Raw genomic sequence first — 20,752 nt, 5'->3', positions numbered from 1 at the left:
CATCCGCATTCCAGGGAAGGCGCCCCATGGCCACAACGACTGTCGCGCTCGTCCAGGCGGGCGGCATGACCGACGATCTCGCGGGCAATCTCGCCGTGCTGAGCGAGCTGATCACCGCGGCCGCCGCACCGGACGCCTCCGGCGCCGTCCCCGACCTGGTCGTGCTGCCGGAACTGAGCACCACCCCCTACTTCTGCGGGGGCGACGGGACCGATCGCGGCGACTGGGCGCAGCCTGTGCCCGGTCACACCACCGAGGTCTTCGGCGCGCTCGCCCGCGAACTCGGCTGCGCCATCGCCTTCGGCATGTTCGAACGCGCGGCCGACGGCACGACGTACAACTCCGTGGTCGTGATCGACGCCGAGGGACATCCGCTCCGGTGGGATGCCCCCGACGGCTCGACGCTGCCCGCCTATCGCAAACTCTCGCTCCCACGCTCCCTCGTCGGCGACGTGCGGATCGACGAGAAGCGATACTTCAGCCCCGGTCCCGCACCGGCCACGGTCGAACTCGGCGGCGTGCGGTTCGGCTGCGTCATCTGCTACGACCGCAGTTTCCCCGAGAACTGGGCGGTGGCCCGCGCTCTCGGGGCGACGGTGATGCTCGCGGTGGTCTCCTCCCTGGGCACCAGGGAGGCGCTGTTCCTGGCCGAATTGCAGTCCCGCGCAATGGAATCGCAGATGTGGGTGGTCGCGGTCAATCGCGCGGGTCCCGAGACGCTCGACGGCGCGACCGTCGACTACTTCGGGCTGTCCTGCGTGATCGCCCCCGACGGCACCGTCGTCGCCCAGGCCCCCGCCCATCGCGCCGGCCCGATCCTGCGCTGCCGACTCGACCTCGACGCGGTGTCGGCCGCGCGCGCGGGACTGCCGCTCGGCCGGGACCGTCGTCCGGATGTGGTGCGCCTGCTGGCCGACCTCACCGCGAACGCGGCGACACGCCCCGGGCAGGCCGCATGAGCGCCGTCGACTATCCCGATCTGACCAGAGCAGCGGTCGGCTCGCTCGCCGAGTTGCTCCCCCGCGCACGGGCCGACATGACCCCGGTGCTGGATCGTGCGCGCACCCGGCCGCTCCCGGCGTCCCCCGCGAGTCGGGGAACCGAGCCCGCCGATTCGCCGCACCTGCTCGCCGGGCTGCCGGTCCCCGATCCCGCTGTCGTGGCTCCGGCACCGGCGCCTGCCGATCGACCGCCGCACCTGCTCGGCGTGCTCGATCTGCTCGACGCCTTCGCGCACGGCACGATCACCCCCTCCCAGCTCCTGGCGCACCTGCGGCGGCGATGGGCCGACAGTGCCCTGACCGGCGGCGCGATCCTCGCCGTCGTCGGCGGTGCGGACGAGGCCGCGGCCACCGCGGATCTGCGGTGGCGCGCGGGCACGCCCCGGCCGCTCGAGGGTATTCCGTTCGCGGTCAAAGACATCATCGACGTGGCCGCCACGCCGGTGACCGCGGGCTCGCTGACCACCGGCGACCGGATCGCCGCGGCCGACGCCACCGTGGTCGCCAGGTTGCGCGCCGCCGGCGCGATTCCCGTGCTGATCGCCGCCACCACCGAATTCGCCTGTGGCGCACCGCGTAACGCCCGCTACGGAACGGTCACCAATCCCTGGGACCGGGACCGCTGGACGGGCGGCTCGTCCACCGGTTCGGCGGGCGCGCTGGCCGCCGGGCTGGTCCCCCTCGCCCTCGGCTCCGACACCGGTGGCTCGATCCGCGTACCGAGCGCGTTCTGCAATCTGACCGGCATCAAACCGACCTACGGCCTGGTGCCGCGCACCGGGGTCGCTTCGCTGTCGTGGACCCTCGATCACGTCGGCCCGATGGCGCGCAGCGCCGCCGATCTGCGGACGGTGCTCGCCGTACTCGCCGGACCGGACGGCAGCGATCCGTGCACCGCGCCCGCGCCCGTCGCCGCGGCCCTCGGCCGCCATCTCACGACCGGCGCAACACCGGGGCCCGCTCGCCTGGACGGGGTCACCGTCGGCATCCCGGGTAGCTGGTTCACCGACCTGTGCGACGGCGGCGTGCTGGCCGCCTGGCAGGCGACCGTCGAGACGGTCCGCGCTCTCGGGGCGCGCGTCGTCGCGCTCGACATTCCCGACATCGCGGCCATCGACGACGCCTTCCTCGTGGTGCTGACCAGCGAACTGGCCGCCAATCAGGAGGCCGCGCTCGCCGACTTCGCCCGCTTCGACATCGGCACCCAGGTGCGGATCGCCCGGGGGACGGTGCCCTCGGCCGTCGACTATCTGCGCGCCCTTCGCCTGCGTGCTCCGGCCCAGCGGGCAGCGCTCGCGGCGTTCGACACGGCGGGCGCGGACGTGCTGCTGACGCCGGGAATCGGCGCGACCGCGCCGCGACTGTCCGACGCCACCGTGGACATCGACGGCGCCCGTTACCCCATGCAGTCGATCATCGGCCGCAACACCGCCGTCTTCGACTACCTCGGGTTCCCGGCCGTCATGCTGCCCGCCGGATCCTCCGGCGGACTGCCGGTCGGGGCGCAACTGGCGGGCAGGCCGTGGGCCGATGACCTCTGCCTGCGCGTCGCGGCCGCCGTGCAGTCGGTGACCTCCCATCACGAGCGGCACGCCGATGTCTGAGCAGCAGGCGAACGCGGTCAGGCCGTGGCGGGTGTTCGCCGCCGCGAGCTTCGGCGTGGTCGCGATCTTCATCAACATGAGCGGCCTGACGGTCGCGCTACCCACCATCGCACGCGAACTGGACGCCTCCCCCGCGCACTCCACCGCGATCGTGCTCGGCTACATGCTGGTCACCACCGCGCTGATCCTGGTCTTCGGCCGGATCGCCGACCTCGTCGGCCGCCGTCCGCTCTATCTCGCCGGGATCGGGTTGTTCACGGTGGCGACCGCCCTGTGCGCGCTGTCGTTCTCGCCCTGGATGCTCATCGCGGCGCGCGTGCTGCAGGGCGTCGGCGCCGCGGCGTTCGTCACCAACAACACCGCGCTGCTGACCGACACCTTCGCGCCCGGGCAGCTCGGACGCGCGCTCGGCTGGAACGCGACCATCGCCGCCCTCGCACAGGTGATCGGCCCGGTGGTCGGCGGCGTGGCGACCGCGATCGCCGGGTGGCGCGGACTTTTCCTGCTGACCCTGCCATTCGGCCTGATCGCGTTGATCGCCTCGGCGCTCGTCGTTCCCCGGGCAGCCGGGCAGCGCGGCGCCGGGGAACGGTTCGACGCGGTCGGGGCGGTGTTGTCGACGGTCGCGCTGTCGGCGGCGGTGCTGGCACTGTCCGCCGATGTCCCGGTCTCCCCCTGGCTTAGCTCAGCGGTGGCGCTGGGAGCGGCCGCCGGGTTCGTCGCGGTGCAACTACGCCGGCCCCATCCGCTGGTGGACGTGCAGTTGTTCCGCAACCGCGCGGTCACCCTGGTACTGGTCGCCGCCCTGCTCAATGCCGTGGCCACCTACGCGACCGTCATCATGATCTCGCTCTACGGCCAGGGCGGCGGGCTCGATCCGGCGCAGGCGGGGCTGCTCGTCGTGCCCATCGCCCTGGGCACCGTGGTCGCCGCGGCGGCCACCGGGCGGCTCATGCAGCGCTTCGCCCCGCGCGAGCTGGCCGCGATCGGCATGGGCCTGAACGCGATCGGCTCGGTGGGTGTCGCGCTGAGCCTCGCCGACGACGCGACGACGCTGTGGCCGTTGGTGCCGTGGCTGGCGGTACTCGGCGCGGGCACCGGATTGTTCATGACCCCGAGCACCAGCGCGCTGATGCTGACCGCCCCCGCGCAACGACGCGGCATCGCCAACGGCCTGCGTTCGACTCTGCAGAACGTCGGCTACCTGTTCAGTTCGGCCATCGCGCTGGCCGTGGCGACCGTCGGGCTCGACGAACAGGCCAGGCGCGCGGCCTTCGGCGGGACGCTCAGCGGCGTGGACACCGCGCAACTGGCAACCTTCGTCGGCAATCTGCGGCTGGTCGGGCTGCTGTTCGCCGCCATCTCGGTGCTCGGGCTGATCGTCTGCCTGTTCTTCCCGCGCCGCGGTCGGATGCCCGCGCTCGTCGTCGCCGACTCCGCACCGGAAACGACCGGTGTCCCCGAAACCACCGCCCGTCGATAGGAGTTCCGCCGATGTCCCCCACCGATGATGCCGTACACACCGGCGCGCTCGCCCGCGGTCGCGCGACCGACGACCTCGACGCCGACTACGCCGCCGCGGGCTTCGGCGGGCAACTGGGAGCCGGTCACTGCCCCGCACTGGTCCTCGTCGATCCCGCCCGCGCCTACATCGACCCGGAGTGCTCGCTCTACGCCGGTGCGGAGGAACCGGTCGAGGCGATGCGGGCCCTGCTCGCAGCCGCCCGCGCCGCCGGCATCCCGGTGATCGTCACCGAGGTCCGGCTGCGCGCGGACGGCGCCGACGCGGGGGTGTTCTTCCGTAAGTCCCCCTCGCTGCGCGCGTTCTGCGCGGGCAGCCCGTACGCGGAGTTCATCGACGGACTCGCACCGCTGCCGAACGAACTGCGCCTGACCAAGCACTATCCGAGCGCCTACTTCGGCACCACCCTGCAATCGCATCTGTCCGCGCTGCGGGTGGACACCGTGCTCATCGCCGGGCTGTCCACCAGCGGATGCGTCCGGGCCACGGCGCTGGACACCATGCAGCACGGCTTCGTGCCGATCGTGGTGGCCGATGCCGTCGGCGACCGCGACCGGCGCGTCCACGAAGCCAACCTCTTCGACATGGCGGCCAAGATGGCCGACGTGTGGTCGCTCGCCCAGGCGAGAACCTATCTCGCCGGCCTGTCCACCGATTCCGCGCCCGCTGCGGCGGGCAGAAAGGTAGTCGCATGAGAACCGTAGTCGTCGCGGGTAATCCCAAACCGGCGTCCCGCACCCTCGACGCCGCGACGCTGGTCGCCTCCGCGATCACCGGATCACCGCCGGACGCGGTCGTCGACGTCATCACCCTCGGGGCCGGTCTGCTCGGCTGGGGTGACGAGGGCGTGGCCGAGGCCGTGCGCATCGTGCGCGAGGCCGACCTGGTGATCGTGGCCAGTCCGACATTCAAAGCCACCTACACCGGGGTGCTCAAGCTGTTCCTCGACCAGTTCCCCACCGGTGACGGGCTGCGCGACGTGGTGGTCGTTCCGCTCATGCTCGGTGCCGGACCCGCCCACGCGATGGCGCCGGACCTGCTGCTCAAGCCGGTACTCGTCGAACTCGGCGCCATCACTCCCGCGCCCGGCCTGTATCTGGGCGATTCCACCTACACCACCGACGACCGCATCACCGCATACGCCGAACGCTGGGCTCCGGTCCTGCGTGCGGCCGCCACCGCACAGCGGGCACAGACGGAGGCACGAACATGACCGGATTCGACAGTCGCGGCCTGCGCAGGGCCTTCGCCCACGTCCCCGCCGGCGTGGTCGCCATCTGCGCGCACCGGGACGGCGCCCCGATCGGCATGGCCGCCAGCACCTTCGTCCCGGTTTCGCTCGACCCGCCGCTGGTCGCGTTCTGCGTACAGAACACCTCCACGACCTGGCCGAAGCTGGCCGAGGTCCCCCGGCTCGGCGTCAGCGTGCTCAGCGACGGACACCATCTCGCCGCCCGCGCGCTCGCGGCCAAGGAGGGCGATCGCTTCGCCGGGCTCGACATCGACACCCGGCCCGGCGGCGCGGTGTTCGTGAACGGGACCGCCGTGCGCATGGAGGTCAGCGTGCAGCGTTCGATCCCGGCGGGCGACCACGCCATCGTGGTGCTGCGCGTCGAGGAGTTGCACGCCGACGAACAGGTGGAGCCGATCGTCTTCCACCGCAGCGCTTTCCGCCGATTGGAGGTGGCCTCGTGAGCCGGGTGGCGGCCGCGCTGGCGGCGCTGCGGGCGGGCAGGCCGGTGCTCGTCGCCGACGACGAGGACCGCGAGAACGAGGGCGATGTCATCCTTCCCGCCCACGATGTGGGCGCGGAGTGGATCGCCTGGACGGTGCGCCACACGACCGGCCTGCTGTGCGCGCCGATGACCGGCGACCGCGCCGACGCACTCGGCCTGCCCGCCATGGTCGCGACGAACCAGGATCCCCGGGGCACCGCGTACACGGTCACCGTGGACGCCGCGCACGGCGTCACCACCGGGGTGAGCGCCGCCGATCGCGCCACCACCCTGCGCGCACTGGCCGATCCGGCCACCACCCGCCGGGATCTGATCCGTCCGGGTCACATCCTGCCGCTGCGTGCTCGACCGGGCGGGGTCCTCGAACGGCCGGGGCACACCGAAGCCGCGGTCGACCTGTGCCGGCTCGCCGGGCTGCCCGAGGTCGGCGTCATCGCCGAATTGGTCGCCGAAGACGGCACCATGATGCGGATGCCCGGTATCGAAGAGCTCGGCGCCCGGTTCGCTCTGCCGGTGCTCACCATCGCCGAACTGGTGGCCTACCGGCGCGCCCGGCCGGTCCCCGTCCACGCCGTCGCGGCGCCCGCCCGCGTCACCCGCGCGGACGAGAGCACGCTGACCACCCGGTTCGGCATGTTCCGGGCGGTCGGCTATCGCGACAACGAGACCGGCGCCGATCACATCGCCCTGTGCGCGGGCGAACTCGGCGGCGATCCGCTGGTCCGGGTGCATTCAGAATGTCTGACCGGCGAATCGTTCGGCTCCCAACGGTGTGAATGCGGCCCGCAACTGGACGCGGCGCTGGCGCGGATCGCCGAGGAGGGCGGTGTGCTGGTGTACCTACGCGGCCACGAAGGCCGCGGCATCGGACTGCTGGAGAAGCTGGCCGCCTACCGGCTGCAGGACCAGGGCTACGACACCGTCACCGCCAACCTGGCCCTCGGTGAACCGGCGGACGCCCGCGAATACGGCGGCGCGGCCGCGATGCTGCGCGATCTGGGGGTGAGCTCGGTGCGGCTGCTCACCAACAACCCGGACAAGGTGGCCGGCCTGCGATCCCACGGTGTCGCGGTGACCGAGCGGCTGCCCCTGGTGGTCGGCCGGGCACCCGCGAACGTCCGGTACCTCGACACCAAGCGCCGCAAGATGGGGCACCTGCTGCCCGCGGCGACCAGCGCCCGGATCGCCGGTCCGGCGGGCGAGGACGCCGAACAGGAGGCCTCGGGCTACTCGTAGGCCACCTGCCAGCTCTTGATGCCGTTGATCCAGCCGTTGCGCAGCCGGACCGGCGCGGACAACTCGCGCAGGTTCGGCATGGCGTCGGCGATGGCGTTGAACATCAGGTCGATCTCGAGGCGGGCGAGGTTGGCGCCGACGCAGTAGTGGGTGCCGGTGCCACCGAAGCCGACGTGCGGATTCGGATTGCGGCCGATGTCGAAGGCGAACGGCTCCGCGAAGCCGTCTTCGTCGAAATTGGCCGAGCCGTAGAACAATCCGACCCGCTGACCCGCGCGGATGAGCTGACCGCCGAGTTCGACGTCGCGGGTGGCGGCGCGCTGGAAGACCGTCACCGGCGTCGCCCAGCGCACGATCTCGTCGGGTGCGGTGCGCGGGCGCTCGGCCTCGAATCGCTCCCACTGCTCGGGGAAGTCGACGAACGCCTTCATGCCGTGGGTGATGGCATTGCGGGTGGTCTCGTTGCCCGCCACCGACAGCAGGATGACGAAGAAGCCGAACTCGTCGGAGGCCAGCGCTTCGCCGTCGATGTCGGCCTGGATCAGTTCGGTGACGATGTCGTCGGCGGGACAGGCGCGGCGTTGCTCGGCCATGTTCCAGGCGTAGCCGAGGACTTCGGCCGAGGCCATCGCCGGATCACCGAATTCCGGGTCGTCGTAGTTGAGCATCTGGTTCGACCAGTCGAAAACCTTGCGCCGATCCTCCTGGGGTACGCCGAGCAGTTCCGCGATCGCCTGCAACGGCAGCTCGCAGGCGACCTGTTCCACGAAATCGCCGCTGCCCGCCTTCTTCGCCTCGTACACGATCCGCTCGGCGCGTTCGGTGAGCGCGGCGCGCAGGCTCTCGACCGCGCGCGGGGTGAAGCCCTTGGAGATGATGCGGCGGATCTTGGAATGCTTGGGCGGATCCATGTTCAGCAGCAGCGCGCCGGTCTCGTTCATCTGGGCCGGGGTGATGTCGCCGGGCAGCCGGATGATCGAGCCTTTGAGCTGTGAGGAGAAGACCTCCGGGTTGCGCGAGATCTCCTTGATGTCGGCGAGCTTGCTCACCACCCAGTAGCCACCGTCGTGGAAGCCGCCGGAGTCCTCGTCGGATTGGGCGTTCCACCACACCGGCGCGGTGCGGCGCAGCATGGCGAACTCGGCCACCGGCCTGCGGTCTCCCCAGAGTTCGGGATCGGTGAAGTCGAAGCCCGCCGGCAGCAGCGGTGAGCTCATGCCTGTCTCGCTCAATTCGGTCTCCTGGAATGTGTGGCGATGCTGGGATGCGCGAATCCGCCGAGCAGAGGCAGGTCGCGATAGGTGCGCACACCCGGTTCCGCCGCGACCACCGCGGGGACCGAGTTCACGCAGTGCATGGCGGTGGCCACGATGCCGGGGTGGCGGGTCAGCGCGGCCGCGGCACTCTCGGCATGCATGCCGGTGATCACCGCGTGCGCGCCGGGGTCGCCGACGATGCGGATGTCGTAGCGTTGTCCGGCGGGACCGAACTCCCAGGCCGGGTCGAGGTCCTTCTCCCCCATCAGCCAGTTCACGCCGACGGTCACCACCGGATTCCCGTCGACGGTGCCCTGCCACCGGATGCGCTGTGCGGCAACGCGTCCGGGCTGGATCGGGCCGATCGGCGAGTCGATGGGCGCGGTGGCGACGGCGACCTCGTGCACGGTGCGCAGGTCGTCGTCGAGATCGATGCCGAGCATCTCGCCGACCAGCCGCACCGACTGCCCGTAGCCGCCCGCCAGCATGCCCGCCATGAATCCGCCGGTGGCCTCCGCCGGCGTGGCGCCGAAGCGCATCCAGTCGCGCACCACGTCGGGCGCCGCGTAGGTGCGGATGTCGGAGTATTCGTGCGCGTGGACCTCGGTGATCGAGCCGGAGAAGGCCGAGAGCACGATCGGCAGTTCGTCGGTCATGCCGCCGGGATGGATGCCGGTGCCGTGCAGGCTGACTCCGGCTTCCCGGCAGACCGCGTCGAACTTCTCGCGTTGCCTGCCCGGCGGATGGAACCAGCCGAGCGGGGTGACGATGTTCTTACCCGAGGCAAGGATGGCCCGCATGACCGCGGTGTCGGCCTGGAGCGGACTGTAGATCACGCAGTCCGCGGGCACGGCCAGCAACGCCTCGGCGTCGGTGGTGGCGCGCACGCCGGTGTCGGCGCGCCCCACCAGCGCGCCGGCGTCCACGCCGTTCTTGTCCGCGCTGTGGACCCAGACCCCGACCAGGTCGAGGCCGGGGTGGTCGAGCACGGCCTCGATGGCGGCCCGGCCTACTCCCCCGGTGGCCCACTGGATCACCCGGATCTTGTTGCCCGTCTTCGACATTCGACTCCTACCGGTCGACGCTCACAGCACGGTGAGCGGCAGCGGCTTCCCGCGATCTGCGAAGGTGAAGTCGGCGCCGGTGCTGAACCGGGTGACGGCCACCTCCGACGCCTCCTGGAAAGGCTTGTCGGCCGGCGCGAAGTCGATCGTGAGACCGTCGGCCGCTCGAGCGGCGGTCGCGACATAGCGCGGGTTCACGCCACGGGCGAGAGCGTTCAGCGGGGCGAGATCGTCGACCTCGAGCACGGCGAGCCAGGTGCCGTCGGCCTGCGCGCCGCTCTCGGCCGGGATGTGCAGACACACGCCCTCGCCGTCGCGGGTCACCTCGATACCGGTGTAGGCGACCGGGTTCAGCGCGGGATGGACCGCGAGCACCGCCGCCAGCCCGGCACCGTCGTCGCCGACGCCCAGGCAGCGGCGCAACCGCTCGGCCGTGAGGCCGGCGATCCCGGTGAACTGCTTGCGCACGATGTCGATCGCCTCGGCCTCGCCGGTCCTGGCGCGCACCGCGATGCGGAAGCCCAGCGTCAGCAGGTGCTGTTGCAGGCACACCTCCTCGGCGATGCGCGCCAGCGCCGAATGCGAGAAGTCGCCGAAGCGCAGATCGCTGAGCAACGGGCCGGAATAGTCGCCCTGCCCCTCGTCGTCCGGGTCGATCGGCTCCAGAACCGTCTGCGCGGCAGCCGAATCCGCCAGCAGGTCGGAGTTCGGCGGGATCGGCGGCGGCTCGTGCGCGGCGTCGATGGTCACCGTCCACGCGCACACCGGTTTCCGGTCGGCGGGGACCCGCGGCGGGCGGTGCACCGGGCGGACCCGCGCGTGCGGATTGGTCGCCAGGGCGGTGGCGTCGAAGGTGGGGTCCTCGATGTCGTGGCACATCGCCACGACGAACTCCTCGCCCATCGGCTCCACATCGGCCAGCGCGCCGCAGTGGTCCAGCCAGAACTCGCCGTGATCGTGGTCGTGGACCCGGTACCGGAAGTCCATGAACTGCGGCGGGGCGCCGATCTCGAGCTGCATGCCCTTGAAGATGGTGTCGACGCCGTCACCCACGAAGTTCAGCGCGCGCTGCATACGCCGGGTGTAGACGGGGCTGGCGGTCTGCCATTCCTCGATCGCCACGCCCGCCATGCCCTCCCGGCCGAAGGCTGCGATGGTGTACGCCATGCCGCAGCGGTCGATGAGGTGCCCGCACAGCAGCAGTTCGGGCACCAGCGCGGCCAGGGTCTCGCGAGACAGCGACCGGAAGGCCATCACTTCGCGCCTTTCGGGTGGGCGTCGGACTCGTCGTCGACGAGCGAGAGCGCTTGGGTCGGGCAGTAGCGGATCGCGTTCGCGACGTCCTCGCGCCGGTCCGGACCGGGCGTTGGATCGAGGATCTCGACCTGTCCGCGCTTGGGCACGGTGAAGATGCCGGGCGCTTCGGCCTGGCAGGCGGCGTGGCCCTGGCACAGATCCAGGTCGACGACGATCCTCACGGCGCGTCCCCGGTGGCGGGACGCGGCTTGATCGGCGCCTCCGGCTGGACCTCGACCAGCACCAGATGCGCCCCGCGCGGAGCGCTGACCACCGCGACCACCGCGTCGGCCAGCTGCGAGGCGCGCAGGAAGTACGGGTGCCGGGCGAAGCCCCACTCCTGCCAGGCCTCCAGCATCGGCCCGACCTTCTCCGCGGGCGAGGTCAGGCCCATGCCGGTCTGGGTCGGGCCGGGACGCACCAGGGAGGCGCGGATGCCGGTGCCCTCCAGCTCCATCCGCATCTGCCGCACCATCGCCTCGACACCGGCCTTGGCCGCGCTGTAGGCGCCGGTCTGCGGACGCGGCAGGTCGGCGCAGTCGGAGCTGATCAGCACGATGTCGCCGCGCTGACGCTCGAGCATGCCCGGCAGCACCCGATGCACCATGCGATGCGCGCCGACCAGGTGCACCTGCACCTGCTTCAGGAAATCCGCCGGGTCCATCTCGCCGACCGAGCCGAACTCGATGTCGCCCGCGCCGGAGACCAGCATCTCGGTGGGCCCGTGGGCGGCCTCGGCGGCGGCGACGAAGGCGTCGACCGAATCGCCGTCGAGCACATCGAGCTTGTGCGCGAGGGCGGTGCCGCCGTCGGCCCGGATCTTGCCGGCCAGTTCCTCACACAGCTCCACCCGGCGCGCGCCCAGGGCGACCGGATGGCCGAGCTGGGCCAGCGCCACCGCGGTCGCGGCGCCGATGCCCGAGGACGCGCCGGCGATCAGGGCGGGGCGGACCGTCGGGTTGGGTTCGAAACGAGGCATTCAGCGCACCTCCACGGTGATCGGCAGATGGGCGAAGCCGCGCACATTGGTCGAGTGCACCCGCTCGACGCCCGCGCTCACGACTTCGTAATCGCGCACCCGCGTGACGAATTCACGCAGCGCGACATCGGCCTCCAGTCGCGCCAGGTGCGCGCCGAGGCAGAAGTGCACGCCCGCGCCGAAGCTGGCCAGGGCGCTGGTGTCGGTCCGGTCCAGCCGGTAGCTGTCGGCCTCGTCGAAGGCCGCCGAATCCCGGTTGGCCGAGCCGATGAGCAGCAGCACCTTCGAGCCGGCCGGGACGACCCCGCCGTGCAGTTCGATGTCGACCGTGGGGCAGCGCGCCACCATCTGGCTGGAGGTGTCGTAGCGCAATGTCTCCTCCACCCAGTCCGGCACCCGCTCCGGATCGGCGACGACCTTCGCGAACTCGGCCGGGTTGCGCGCCGCCCAGTACACCGCGTTGCCGAGCAGCTTGGTGGTGGTCTCGTTGCCCGCGACCACCATCAGGAACATGAAGCCGATGATCTCGTCGTCGGACAGCGAGTCGCCGTCGATCTCGGCATCCAGCAGCGCCGAGGTCAGATCGTCGGTCGGCCGCACCCGCCGGTCCTTCACCATGTCGGCGTAGTAACCGACCAGACGCAGCGAGGCGTCGATCGCCGCGTCGGGTACGTCGAGCACGCCGTCCTCGCGGTGCACCACCAGATCGGCCAGCCGCCGGACCTCGGCGCGATCGGACTCGGGCACGCCCATCAATTCCGAGATCACGTCCATCGGGAGCTTGCCCGCGAAGTCGTCGATCCAGTCGAGGCTGCCGCGCTCGAGCGCGGGGCCGAGGTAGTCCAGGGTGATCTCCCTGATCCGTGTTTCCATCTCGGCGACACGGCGCGGGGTGAAGCCCTTGTAGACCAGCTTGCGCATGCGCATGTGCCGCGGATCGTCCATCGCGAGGAACGACATCGTGCGGTGCGCGTGCGGGCCCCAGGCGGCGGGGTCGAGCGAGACGCCGTTGGCGCTGGAGAACCGGCCCGCGTCGCGGAAGGCCGCGGTGACATCCGCGTGCCGGGACAACGCCCAGAAGCCCAGCTCGGGGTTGTGGTACAGCGGCGCCTCGGCGCGCAGCCGGGCGTAGATCGGGTACGGATCCTCGTGGAACGAGTAGTCGTAGGGATCGAATGTCAACGGTTCCACCGACGCCGCGGTCATCGCACGGACCCCCATTTCGGTAACAGGTTCTTCCCGCCGGGCATCCCCGTGACGCACCGTGGAGACAGATAGCTGGACATGTGTCTGGACAGTACCATCGACACCATTCCATAACAATGGGCACCGCGAACGATTCCATGAAACCCCTCGCCGCGCCGCCACGCATGACATTCGCCGCAACCGGTCACGGACGCCTGGATCAGAACACGTTCCCGCTCGATGCCCGGCCTCGCGGACGGTCGCGCCGCGCGTCACCCGGCACATCGCGAGGCCGCGGACTACGGTTGTTGCGCTGCCTTCACGACCCCGACAGCAGGGGCCGGTGCGCGCCGGACTCCTCTCGACGCGCCACCGGCCGCTGACCACTCCGTCCCGAAAGCGCAGTCATGACAGACGAAATCGCCCGGAGCTGTGACGTCATCGTGCTCGGAGCGGGCCCGGTGGGCGAGAACGTCGCCGACCGGACTGCCGCCGCCGGCCTCAGCACCGTCGTCGTCGAATCCGAACTGGTCGGCGGCGAGTGCTCGTACTGGGCCTGCGTTCCCAGCAAGGCGCTGCTGCGTCCGGTGCTGTTGCGCGCCGAGGCCGCCCGCATGCCAGGAGTGGACTCGATCCTCGCCGGCCCGGCCGACGCCGACGCCGTGCTCGCGCACCGCGACAGCATGGTCGCCGACTGGAACGACCAGGGCCAGGTCGAATGGCTCGAGTCCGCGGGCGTCGCACTCGTGCGCGGCACGGGCCGGATCGCCGGGCCGCGGCAGGTGACGGTCGAGACGCCCGAGGGGCGGATCCGGCTGACCGCCCGCCATGCCGTCGCGGTGTGCACCGGCTCGCGCGCCGCTGTGCCGCCACTGCCCGGACTGGACGGCGTGCGGATCTGGACCAGCCGCGAGGCGACCAGCGCGCGCCATGTGCCGAGCCGCTTGGTCGTGGTCGGCGGCGGTGTCGTCGCCACGGAGATGGCGACCGCGTGGCGCGGCCTCGGTTCACGGGTCACCGTCGTCGTACGCGGCGACCGGTTGCTCCCCCGCATCGAGCCCTTCGCCTCGGATCTGGTCGCCGAGCGGCTCCGGGAGGCGGGGGTGAGCCTGCGGTTCGGCACGACTGTCAGCTCCGCGGAACGGGCGGGCGGGGCGGGCGATCGCATCGACGTCACCCTCGGCGACGGCACCCACCTCATCACCGACGAACTGCTCTTCGCGACCGGGCGGGCACCGCGTACCGACGACATCGGCCTGGAGACCGTCGGCCTCACCCCGGGCAAGTGGATCGACACCGACGACACCTTCACCGCGACCGGGGTCGACGGCGAATGGCTGTATGCGCTGGGCGATGTCAATCACCGGGTGCTGCTGACCCACCAGGGCAAGTACCAGGCGCGCATCGCGGGCACGGTGATCGCCGACCGGGCGCGCGGACGCGCCGTCGACACCGCCGACTGGGGACCGCACGCGGGCACCGCCGACCGGCTGGCCGTACCGCAGGTCGTGTTCACCGATCCGGAGATCGCCGCCGTGGGCCCCACCGCCGAGGACGCCGAGCGCGCCGGGCTCGAGGTCGACGTCGTCGATTACGACCTCGGCAGGGTCTCGGGCGCGATCCAGTACGACCCCGGCTATCGCGGCCGCGCCCGACTGCTCGTCGACCCGCGCCGTCGCGTCGTCGTCGGGGCCACCTTCGCCGGGCCCGGCGTGGCCGAGCTGCTGCATTCGGCCACCGTCGCGGTCACCGGCGAGATCCCGCTCGACCGGCTCTGGCACGCCGTACCGTCGTTCCCGACGATCAGCGAGATCTGGCTGCGGCTGCTGGAAACCTATCGCGACGAACGATATTCGCGGGCAGGCGCCTGAGTGCCGGGCGAGCCGCGCCCGCGACCCACCCGCGCGCCCTCCCGCCGGGGTACGGTGAACACGCAAAACAGGAACACGTTCTTGCGATCCACGATCGAATCGGACTATATTCCGAACACCTGTCCAGACAGTTCGGAAGGGCCCGCCGCGGTGGCCGCGGCAGACCGTTCGCACGATCGAGTTCGAGGAGCCACGCATGCGGCGTTCTTCCCACAGCACCGTCTTCGTGCCGGACACGCGGTCATGAGCGGGACGCAACCGGCCGAGCAGCAGTCCGAGACGAGGGCGCGCGGGCTGGCGAAGATGGGCGAGGTCTACGGCTTCGACTTCGCCGACGGTCCCGACGAGCTGTTCGCGATCACCGCCGACCACCTCTTCGCGGGGATCTGGTCGCGCCCCGGACTCACCCTGCGCGACCGCAGGCTGCTGCTGCTCGGCGCGCTGGCGGCGGGCGGGCTGTTCGATGTCGCTGGGATCCAGGTGGGGGCGGCCCTGCACAACGAGGAACTGAGCCCGGAGCAGTTGCGCGAGGCCGCCCGGTTCCTCGGCGAGCACCTCGGTTCCGAGCCCGGCGCGGGGCTCGACGCGGTCGTCTCCGCCGCACTCGAGAAGGCCTGACCCACCTCTCCGCCCGGCCGATCGACTCATTCCGCCTCCGGGCCGGGGATCACGCACAGACAAGGCAGCGATCATGCGCTACGGCATCGTCCTCTTCACCAGCGACCGCGGTATCACCCCCGCCGCGGCGGCACGGGCCGCCGAGGACCACGGCTTCCACTCCTTCTACGTCCCCGAGCACACCCACATCCCGGTCAAGCGCGAGGCCGCGCATCCCGGCACCGGCGATTCCTCGCTGCCCGACGACCGCTACATGCGCACCCTCGACCCATGGGTGGCGCTCGCGACGGCCGCCGCGGTCACCGAGCGCATCGAGCTCGCCACGGCGGTCGCGCTGCCCACCGAGAGCGATCCGATCACCCTGGCCAAGACCATCGCCTCGCTGGATCACCTCTCCGGCGGCCGCGTCCTGCTCGGCGCCGGATTCGGCTGGAACACCGACGAACTCACCGATCACGGGGTACCCGCGGGCAAGCGCCGGACCGTGCTGCGCGAATACCTGGAGGGCATGCGCGCGCTGTGGCGCGACGACGAGGCCGAGTACTCCGGCGAGTTCCTGTCCTTCGGCCCGAGCTGGGCGTGGCCGAAGCCCGTGCGCAAGAACGTGCCGGTACTGATCGGCGCGGGCGGCACCGAGAAGACCTTCCGGTGGATCGCGAGGTCCGCCGACGGGTGGATCACCACACCGGGCGAAACCGACATCACCGACCGTCTCGCACTGCTGCAACAGATCTGGCGCGAAGCGGGCCGCGAGGGCGCACCGCGGGTGGTGGCGCTGGACATCAAGCCGGACGCGCAACGCCTCGCGGATTGGGCCGCTGCGGGGGTGACCGACGTACTGTACGGTTTGCCCGATAAGCCCGAGGACCAGGTGCGGGCCTACCTCGAGCGCCTCGCCGCCAAGCTGGCCGTACCGGCCGGGGAAGGACACTGAACCGTGCGTATCGCCCTGCTGTCCTACCGGAGCAAGACGCACTGCGGCGGACAGGGCGTCTACGTCCGTAGGCTCAGCGCCGGCCTGGCCGAGCTCGGTCACGAGGTGGAAGTCTTTTCCGGACAACCGTATCCGGAACTTCTCGATCCCCGGGTGCGGCTGACCGAAGTGCCCAGCCTCGATCTCTACCGTGAGCCCGACCCGTTCCGCACGCCCCGGCTCTCGGAGATCCGCGACCGCATCGATGTGCTCGAGGTCGCCACCATGTGGACCGCGGGGTTCCCCGAACCCCGCACCTTCAGCTTGCGCGCCGCGCGGTTGCTGGCCGGGCGGGCGCACGAGTTCGACGTGGTGCACGACAACCAGTGCCTCGGCAGTGGACTGCTCGCCATCGCCGAACATCTGCCCGTGGTCGCGACCGTGCACCATCCGATCACCCGCGACCTCGCCGTCGACCTGGCCGCCGCGCCGCTGCGCCGGAAACCGTTGGTGCGCCGGTGGTACGGCTTCCTCGGCATGCAGAAGCGGGTGGCGCGGCGCATCCCCGAGCTGGTCACCGTCTCCAGTTCCTCGGCCACCGACATCGTGGCCGACTTCGGCGTGGATCCGGCTCAGCTCAGCGTGGTGCCGCTGGGCGTGGACACCGAGCTGTTCGCCCCGCGCCCGCAGCCGCGCGTGCCGGGCCGGATCGTCGCGGTCGCCAGCGCCGACAAGCCGCTCAAGGGCGTCTCGCATCTGCTGCGCGCCTGCGCGCGGCTTCGGGTGACGCACCGGATCGAGCTGCAGCTGGTCGCCAAGCTCGAGCCGGAAGGGCCGACCGAGAAGCTGATCGCCGAACTCGGTCTGTCCGATATCGTCACGGTACGCTCCGGGCTCAGCGACGACGAACTCGCCGAGCTGCTGGCCTCCGCCGAGATCGCCTGCATCCCTTCGCTGTACGAGGGCTTCTCGCTGCCCGCCGTGGAGGCGATGGCCAGCGGGACGCCGCTGGTGGTGAGCCGCGCGGGTGCACTGCCGGAAGTCGTGGGCGAGCCCGGCGAGTGCGCCGACCTGATCACCCCCGGCGACGCCGAGGAACTGACCGCCGCGCTGGGCGCGCTGTTCGACGCGCCGCTGCGCCGGGCGGAGATGTCCCGGGCCGGGCGCGCGCGGGCGCTGTCGGTGTTCAGCTGGGAATCGGTCGCCGCGCAGACCACCCGGATCTATCAGCGCGCCATCGACCGCGCGCAGGGCGCACCGTAATCGGACGATTCGAGCACATCGCAGTTCCATCTCATCTCACCACTTCAGGGCACACAGGAGGATCACCGTGCTGACCGTTGACTTCGACCGACTCCGCATCGCCCCCGGCACCCGGGTGATCGACGTCGGTTGTGGTGCGGGCAGGCATTCGTTCGAGGCCTACCGGCGCGGCGCCGACATCATCGCCTTCGATCAGAACGCCGAGGATCTCGCCGGTGTGCAGACCATGTTCGAGGCGATGGCCCGCGAAGGGCAGGCGCCCGCGGGCGCGCTCGCGCGGACCGTGCGCGGCGACGCGCTGGCACTTCCCTACCCGGACAACCACTTCGACATCGTCATCGCCTCGGAGATCCTCGAGCACGTCCCGGCCGACGACCAGGCCATCGCCGAGCTGGCGCGGGTGCTCAAGCCCGGCGGCGATCTGGTGGTGACGGTGCCGCGCTGGCTGCCCGAACGGGTGTGCTGGGCGCTGTCGACCGAGTACCACAGCAACGAGGGCGGCCACGTGCGGATCTATCGCGCCGACGAGCTGCGCGACAAGATCGCCGGGCGCGGATTGCGTTTCGTGCGCAGCAGCCACGTGCACGCCCTGCACGCGCCGTACTGGTGGCTCAAGTGCGCGGTCGGGGTGAACAACGAGAACAACCCACTGGTGCGGGCCTATCACCGGATGCTGGTGTGGGACATGATGTCGCGGCCCGCGCTGACCCGGGTGGCCGAGAGAATGCTGGATCCGCTCATCGGCAAGAGCGTCGCGCTGTACTTCGCCAAGCCGGCGGTGCAACGTGCGGTCGTCTGACCTCCCGAGCGTCCCGCTCGCGCTGACGCGCAAACAGTGCCTGCGGACCGGGGAGTCGATCGCGGCCGCCCAGGAACCCTCGGGCGCCATCCCGTGGTTCCCCGGCGGCCACACCGATCCGTGGGATCACGTGGAATCGGCGATGGCACTGACGATCACCGGGTTCCGCGACGAGGCCGAGGCGGCCTACCGCTGGTCGGCCTCGACCCAGCGACCGGACGGCTCGTGGCCCCGGCAGTTCCGGGCCGGGGTGATCGAGGACGCCAATTCCGAGACCAATTTCTGCGCCTACCTCGCGACCGGCGTCTGGCACCACACGCTGTGCACCGGCGACCTCGGCTTCGCCGCGCAGATGTGGCCGACGGTGCGCGCCGGGATCGAGCACGTGCTGTCGCTGAGCGGGCCGGACGGCCAGATCCCCTGGGCTGGAAGCGAAGACGGCCCGATGGCCGAAGCGCTGGTCACCGGATGCTCGAGCATCCACCACAGTCTCGGCTGCGCCGTCGCGCTGGCGGAGGCGCTGAACGACCCGCACCCGGAGTGGGCGAGCGCGCAGGCGCGGCTCGGCGAGGCACTGCGGTCCCGGCCCGAGCTGTTCACGCCGAAGGACCGGTACTCGATGGACTGGTACTACCCGGTGCTCGGCGGCGCGCTGCGCGGACCGGCCGCGGTGGCCCGGCTCGAGGCCCGCTGGGACGAGTTCGTGGTGGGCAATATCGGCATCCGCTGTGTGGCGGACCGGCCGTGGGTGACCGGGGCCGAGACCTGCGAACTGGTGCTGGCGCTGGACGCGATCGGCGACGCCGACCGGGCGCACCGGTTGTTCGCGGCCATGCAACACCTGCGCGAGAGCGACGGATCCTATTGGACCGGGCTGGTTTTCGCCGACGGCAAGCGCTGGCCCGAGGAGCGGACCACCTGGACGGCGGCGGCCGTCGTGCTCGCCGCCGACGCGCTCTCGCGGACCACGCCCGCCAATGGGCTCTTCCGCGCGCTCACCTTGCCGGTGCCGGTGGGCGTCGGGGTCTGAGTCCCCCGCCCTACGAGCCGGCCGCCACCCAGGCCTGCCTGCGGCCCTCGCTCAGCGGACGCGCTCGAGGACCCGTAGCGATCCGGTGGCACCCACCTCGCGGAAGTCGCCGCTGTCGAGAGCGCGACGGTAGATGTTGTAGGGCGGGCGGCCGCCGTCGGCGGGGTCGGGGAAGACGTCGTGGATCGCCAGCGCCTTGCCGACGGCGATGAATTTCGCCCAGCCGGAGTAATCGTTCTGGGCGGCTTCTTCGGTGTGGCCGCCGTCGATGAACAGGAAATCCAGCGGCGCGCCCCAGACCGAGGACAGTTGCCGTGAGGAACCGACGAGCGCCACCACGGTCTCGCCGAGTCCGGCGCGCAGGATGGCGCGGCGGAATTCGGGCAGGGTGTCGAAGCAGCCGGTTTCCTGGTCGACCAGGCTGGTGTCGTGGTACTCCCAGCCGGGCTGGTGCTCTTCGGAACCACGATGGTGGTCGACGGTGTAGACCACCGAACCGCGCGCCCGCGCCGCCGCGGCCACCAGAATGGTGGACTTGCCGCAGTAGGTGCCGATTTCGACGACCGGACCGCCGGCGCTGTAGCGCGATACCGCGTCGTGCAGCGCCCGCCCCTCGTCTTCGGGAAGGAATCCCCGGACATCGCGGGAGATCTCGAACAATTCGCTGTCGGACAACCCCGCGTCCGGCTGTGCGGATGCGGCGCCGGGCTGGGATGCGACCTGCTGCGTCATTAACCGACCGTGCTTCCTCGAATATTGCTGTTCAAGAACGCCGATAGTAGCATCTAGACACATGTCCGAACGCAATTCCAAGACCCTCGAGGCGACTCGGCGGCGACTCAGTGGCAAACAGGCGGACACGGTCGAGAAATTGACCAAGGCCGCGCTCGCCGTACTGGGGCGGGAGGGCTACAGCGGCATGACCATCCGGATCGTGGCGGCCGAGGCCCGGGTCGGAGCGGCCACCGCCTACACCTACTTCTCCTCCAAGGAGCATCTGGTCGCGGAGATCTTCTGGCGGCGACTACAGGCCTCGCCGAGCCCGGTGGCGCCGGAGGCCGAGCGCACCGCGCGGGTGGTCGCGGAACTGCGCGATATCGCCCTGCTGGTGGCCGACGAGCCGGAATTGTCCGGCGCGGTGACCAGCGCGCTGCTCGGGCGCGATCCCGACGTGCAGCACCTGCGCACCCGCATCGGGCTGGAGATCCGCGCGCGCATCAGCGCCGCGCTCGCGCCCGACCCGGACCCCGAGATCATCGAGTCGCTCGAACTGATCTACGCCGGGGCCCTGATGCGCGCCGGGATGGGGCACGAGTCCTATACCGACATCGCCGATCGGATCGAACGCTCCGCGTTGCGCGTCCTGCGCTGAAATCCCG

At 71.1% G+C, this 20,752-nt stretch carries 21 protein-coding genes; 14 read left to right on the top strand and 7 right to left on the bottom strand.

The features are described 5' to 3' along the window. Window positions 1-26 precede the first annotated feature (26 nt). Genes ON26_RS12780 through ribA form a run of 7 tightly spaced genes read left to right on the top strand, consistent with a single transcriptional unit; the run spans window position 27 to window position 7,099 of the window. Complete coding sequence (locus ON26_RS12780; RefSeq protein ID WP_040796300.1) at window positions 27-959, top strand: carbon-nitrogen hydrolase family protein; 933 nt, start codon at window positions 27-29, stop codon at window positions 957-959. Continuing rightward, complete coding sequence (locus ON26_RS12775; RefSeq protein WP_040796299.1) at window positions 956-2,605, top strand: amidase; 1,650 nt, start codon at window positions 956-958, stop codon at window positions 2,603-2,605. The genes ON26_RS12780 and ON26_RS12775 overlap by 4 nt, the downstream gene beginning before the upstream one ends. Beyond that, the gene (locus ON26_RS12770; protein ID WP_051027007.1) at window positions 2,598-4,088 is read left to right on the top strand and encodes an MFS transporter; all 1,491 of its coding nucleotides are present in this window, start codon (window positions 2,598-2,600) and stop codon (window positions 4,086-4,088) included. The genes ON26_RS12775 and ON26_RS12770 overlap by 8 nt, the downstream gene beginning before the upstream one ends. An 11-nt stretch (window positions 4,089-4,099) precedes the next feature. After that, the gene (locus ON26_RS12765) at window positions 4,100-4,822 is read left to right on the top strand and encodes an isochorismatase family protein (protein ID WP_051027006.1); all 723 of its coding nucleotides are present in this window, start codon (window positions 4,100-4,102) and stop codon (window positions 4,820-4,822) included. Next, the gene (locus ON26_RS12760; RefSeq protein WP_040796298.1) at window positions 4,819-5,340 is read left to right on the top strand and encodes an NADPH-dependent FMN reductase; all 522 of its coding nucleotides are present in this window, start codon (window positions 4,819-4,821) and stop codon (window positions 5,338-5,340) included. Before ON26_RS12765 ends, ON26_RS12760 begins: the two co-directional genes overlap by 4 nt. After that, complete coding sequence (locus ON26_RS12755) at window positions 5,337-5,822, top strand: flavin reductase family protein (RefSeq protein ID WP_040796297.1); 486 nt, start codon at window positions 5,337-5,339, stop codon at window positions 5,820-5,822. The genes ON26_RS12760 and ON26_RS12755 overlap by 4 nt, the downstream gene beginning before the upstream one ends. Then, the gene (gene ribA, locus ON26_RS12750) at window positions 5,819-7,099 is read left to right on the top strand and encodes a GTP cyclohydrolase II (protein WP_051027005.1); all 1,281 of its coding nucleotides are present in this window, start codon (window positions 5,819-5,821) and stop codon (window positions 7,097-7,099) included. Before ON26_RS12755 ends, ribA begins: the two co-directional genes overlap by 4 nt. On the opposite strand, the gene ON26_RS12745 is transcribed toward ribA, so the two are convergent. From ON26_RS12745 to ON26_RS12720, 6 genes are read right to left on the bottom strand one after another with little or no spacing between them, the layout of a single operon-like run. Beyond that, window positions 7,090-8,316, bottom strand: a complete 1,227-nt coding sequence (locus ON26_RS12745) for a cytochrome P450 (protein ID WP_040796296.1) — start codon at window positions 8,314-8,316, stop codon at window positions 7,090-7,092. The two genes, ribA and ON26_RS12745, sit on opposite strands and share 10 nt — an antisense overlap. Window positions 8,317-8,327: 11 nt before the next feature. After that, the gene (locus ON26_RS12740; protein ID WP_040796295.1) at window positions 8,328-9,419 is read right to left on the bottom strand and encodes an NAD(P)H-dependent amine dehydrogenase family protein; all 1,092 of its coding nucleotides are present in this window, start codon (window positions 9,417-9,419) and stop codon (window positions 8,328-8,330) included. A gap of 21 nt (window positions 9,420-9,440) precedes the next feature. Next, complete coding sequence (locus ON26_RS12735) at window positions 9,441-10,673, bottom strand: hypothetical protein (protein ID WP_040796294.1); 1,233 nt, start codon at window positions 10,671-10,673, stop codon at window positions 9,441-9,443. Then, window positions 10,673-10,897 (bottom strand): ferredoxin, encoded by a 225-nt coding sequence (locus ON26_RS12730; RefSeq protein ID WP_040796293.1) that lies wholly within the window; start codon window positions 10,895-10,897, stop codon window positions 10,673-10,675. The genes ON26_RS12735 and ON26_RS12730 overlap by 1 nt, the downstream gene beginning before the upstream one ends. Then, window positions 10,894-11,694 carry an SDR family oxidoreductase gene (locus tag ON26_RS12725; RefSeq protein WP_040796292.1) on the bottom strand — a complete coding sequence of 267 codons (801 nt, stop codon included), beginning with the start codon at window positions 11,692-11,694 and terminating at the stop codon, window positions 10,894-10,896. Before ON26_RS12725 ends, ON26_RS12730 begins: the two co-directional genes overlap by 4 nt. Continuing rightward, a complete protein-coding gene (locus ON26_RS12720) occupies window positions 11,695-12,900 on the bottom strand; it encodes a cytochrome P450 (protein ID WP_040796291.1) in 1,206 nt (401 codons plus the stop codon). It abuts the gene before it with no gap. A gap of 386 nt (window positions 12,901-13,286) precedes the next feature. Here ON26_RS12720 and ON26_RS12715 point away from each other — a divergent pair, with 386 nt between their 5' ends. The 6 genes from ON26_RS12715 to ON26_RS12690 all read left to right on the top strand — a co-directional run bounded on the left by ON26_RS12715 (window position 13,287) and on the right by ON26_RS12690 (window position 19,373). After that, window positions 13,287-14,750, top strand: coding sequence for a dihydrolipoyl dehydrogenase family protein (locus ON26_RS12715; protein WP_040796290.1), 1,464 nt, complete (start codon window positions 13,287-13,289; stop codon window positions 14,748-14,750). A 243-nt stretch (window positions 14,751-14,993) separates the two neighbouring features. Then, window positions 14,994-15,368 (top strand): carboxymuconolactone decarboxylase family protein, encoded by a 375-nt coding sequence (locus ON26_RS12710; protein ID WP_040796289.1) that lies wholly within the window; start codon window positions 14,994-14,996, stop codon window positions 15,366-15,368. 73 nt (window positions 15,369-15,441) lie between these two features. Then, window positions 15,442-16,302, top strand: a complete 861-nt coding sequence (locus tag ON26_RS12705) for a TIGR03619 family F420-dependent LLM class oxidoreductase (protein ID WP_040796288.1) — start codon at window positions 15,442-15,444, stop codon at window positions 16,300-16,302. A 3-nt stretch (window positions 16,303-16,305) separates the two neighbouring features. Beyond that, window positions 16,306-17,544 carry a glycosyltransferase family 4 protein gene (locus ON26_RS12700; RefSeq protein WP_040796287.1) on the top strand — a complete coding sequence of 413 codons (1,239 nt, stop codon included), beginning with the start codon at window positions 16,306-16,308 and terminating at the stop codon, window positions 17,542-17,544. A 67-nt stretch (window positions 17,545-17,611) separates the two neighbouring features. Next, entirely contained in the window at window positions 17,612-18,343 is a 732-nt protein-coding gene (locus ON26_RS12695; protein WP_040796286.1) for a class I SAM-dependent methyltransferase, read from the top strand. Next, window positions 18,330-19,373 carry a prenyltransferase gene (locus ON26_RS12690; RefSeq protein ID WP_040796285.1) on the top strand — a complete coding sequence of 348 codons (1,044 nt, stop codon included), beginning with the start codon at window positions 18,330-18,332 and terminating at the stop codon, window positions 19,371-19,373. The genes ON26_RS12695 and ON26_RS12690 overlap by 14 nt, the downstream gene beginning before the upstream one ends. Before the next feature lie 51 nt (window positions 19,374-19,424). Here the strand turns inward: ON26_RS12690 and ON26_RS12685 are convergent, their stop codons facing one another. Next, window positions 19,425-20,105 carry a class I SAM-dependent methyltransferase gene (locus tag ON26_RS12685; protein ID WP_051027004.1) on the bottom strand — a complete coding sequence of 227 codons (681 nt, stop codon included), beginning with the start codon at window positions 20,103-20,105 and terminating at the stop codon, window positions 19,425-19,427. 61 nt (window positions 20,106-20,166) lie between these two features. Here ON26_RS12685 and ON26_RS12680 point away from each other — a divergent pair, with 61 nt between their 5' ends. Beyond that, the gene (locus ON26_RS12680) at window positions 20,167-20,745 is read left to right on the top strand and encodes a TetR/AcrR family transcriptional regulator (RefSeq protein ID WP_040796284.1); all 579 of its coding nucleotides are present in this window, start codon (window positions 20,167-20,169) and stop codon (window positions 20,743-20,745) included. The last annotated feature ends 7 nt before the right edge of the window (window positions 20,746-20,752 follow it).

Origin of the sequence: Nocardia higoensis NBRC 100133 (assembly GCF_000308595.1) — a bacterium.
GTDB lineage: Bacteria > Actinomycetota > Actinomycetes > Mycobacteriales > Mycobacteriaceae > Nocardia > Nocardia higoensis.
Note: the sequence above shows the minus strand (reverse complement) of the source record. Positions and strands in the feature narration are given on the sequence as shown.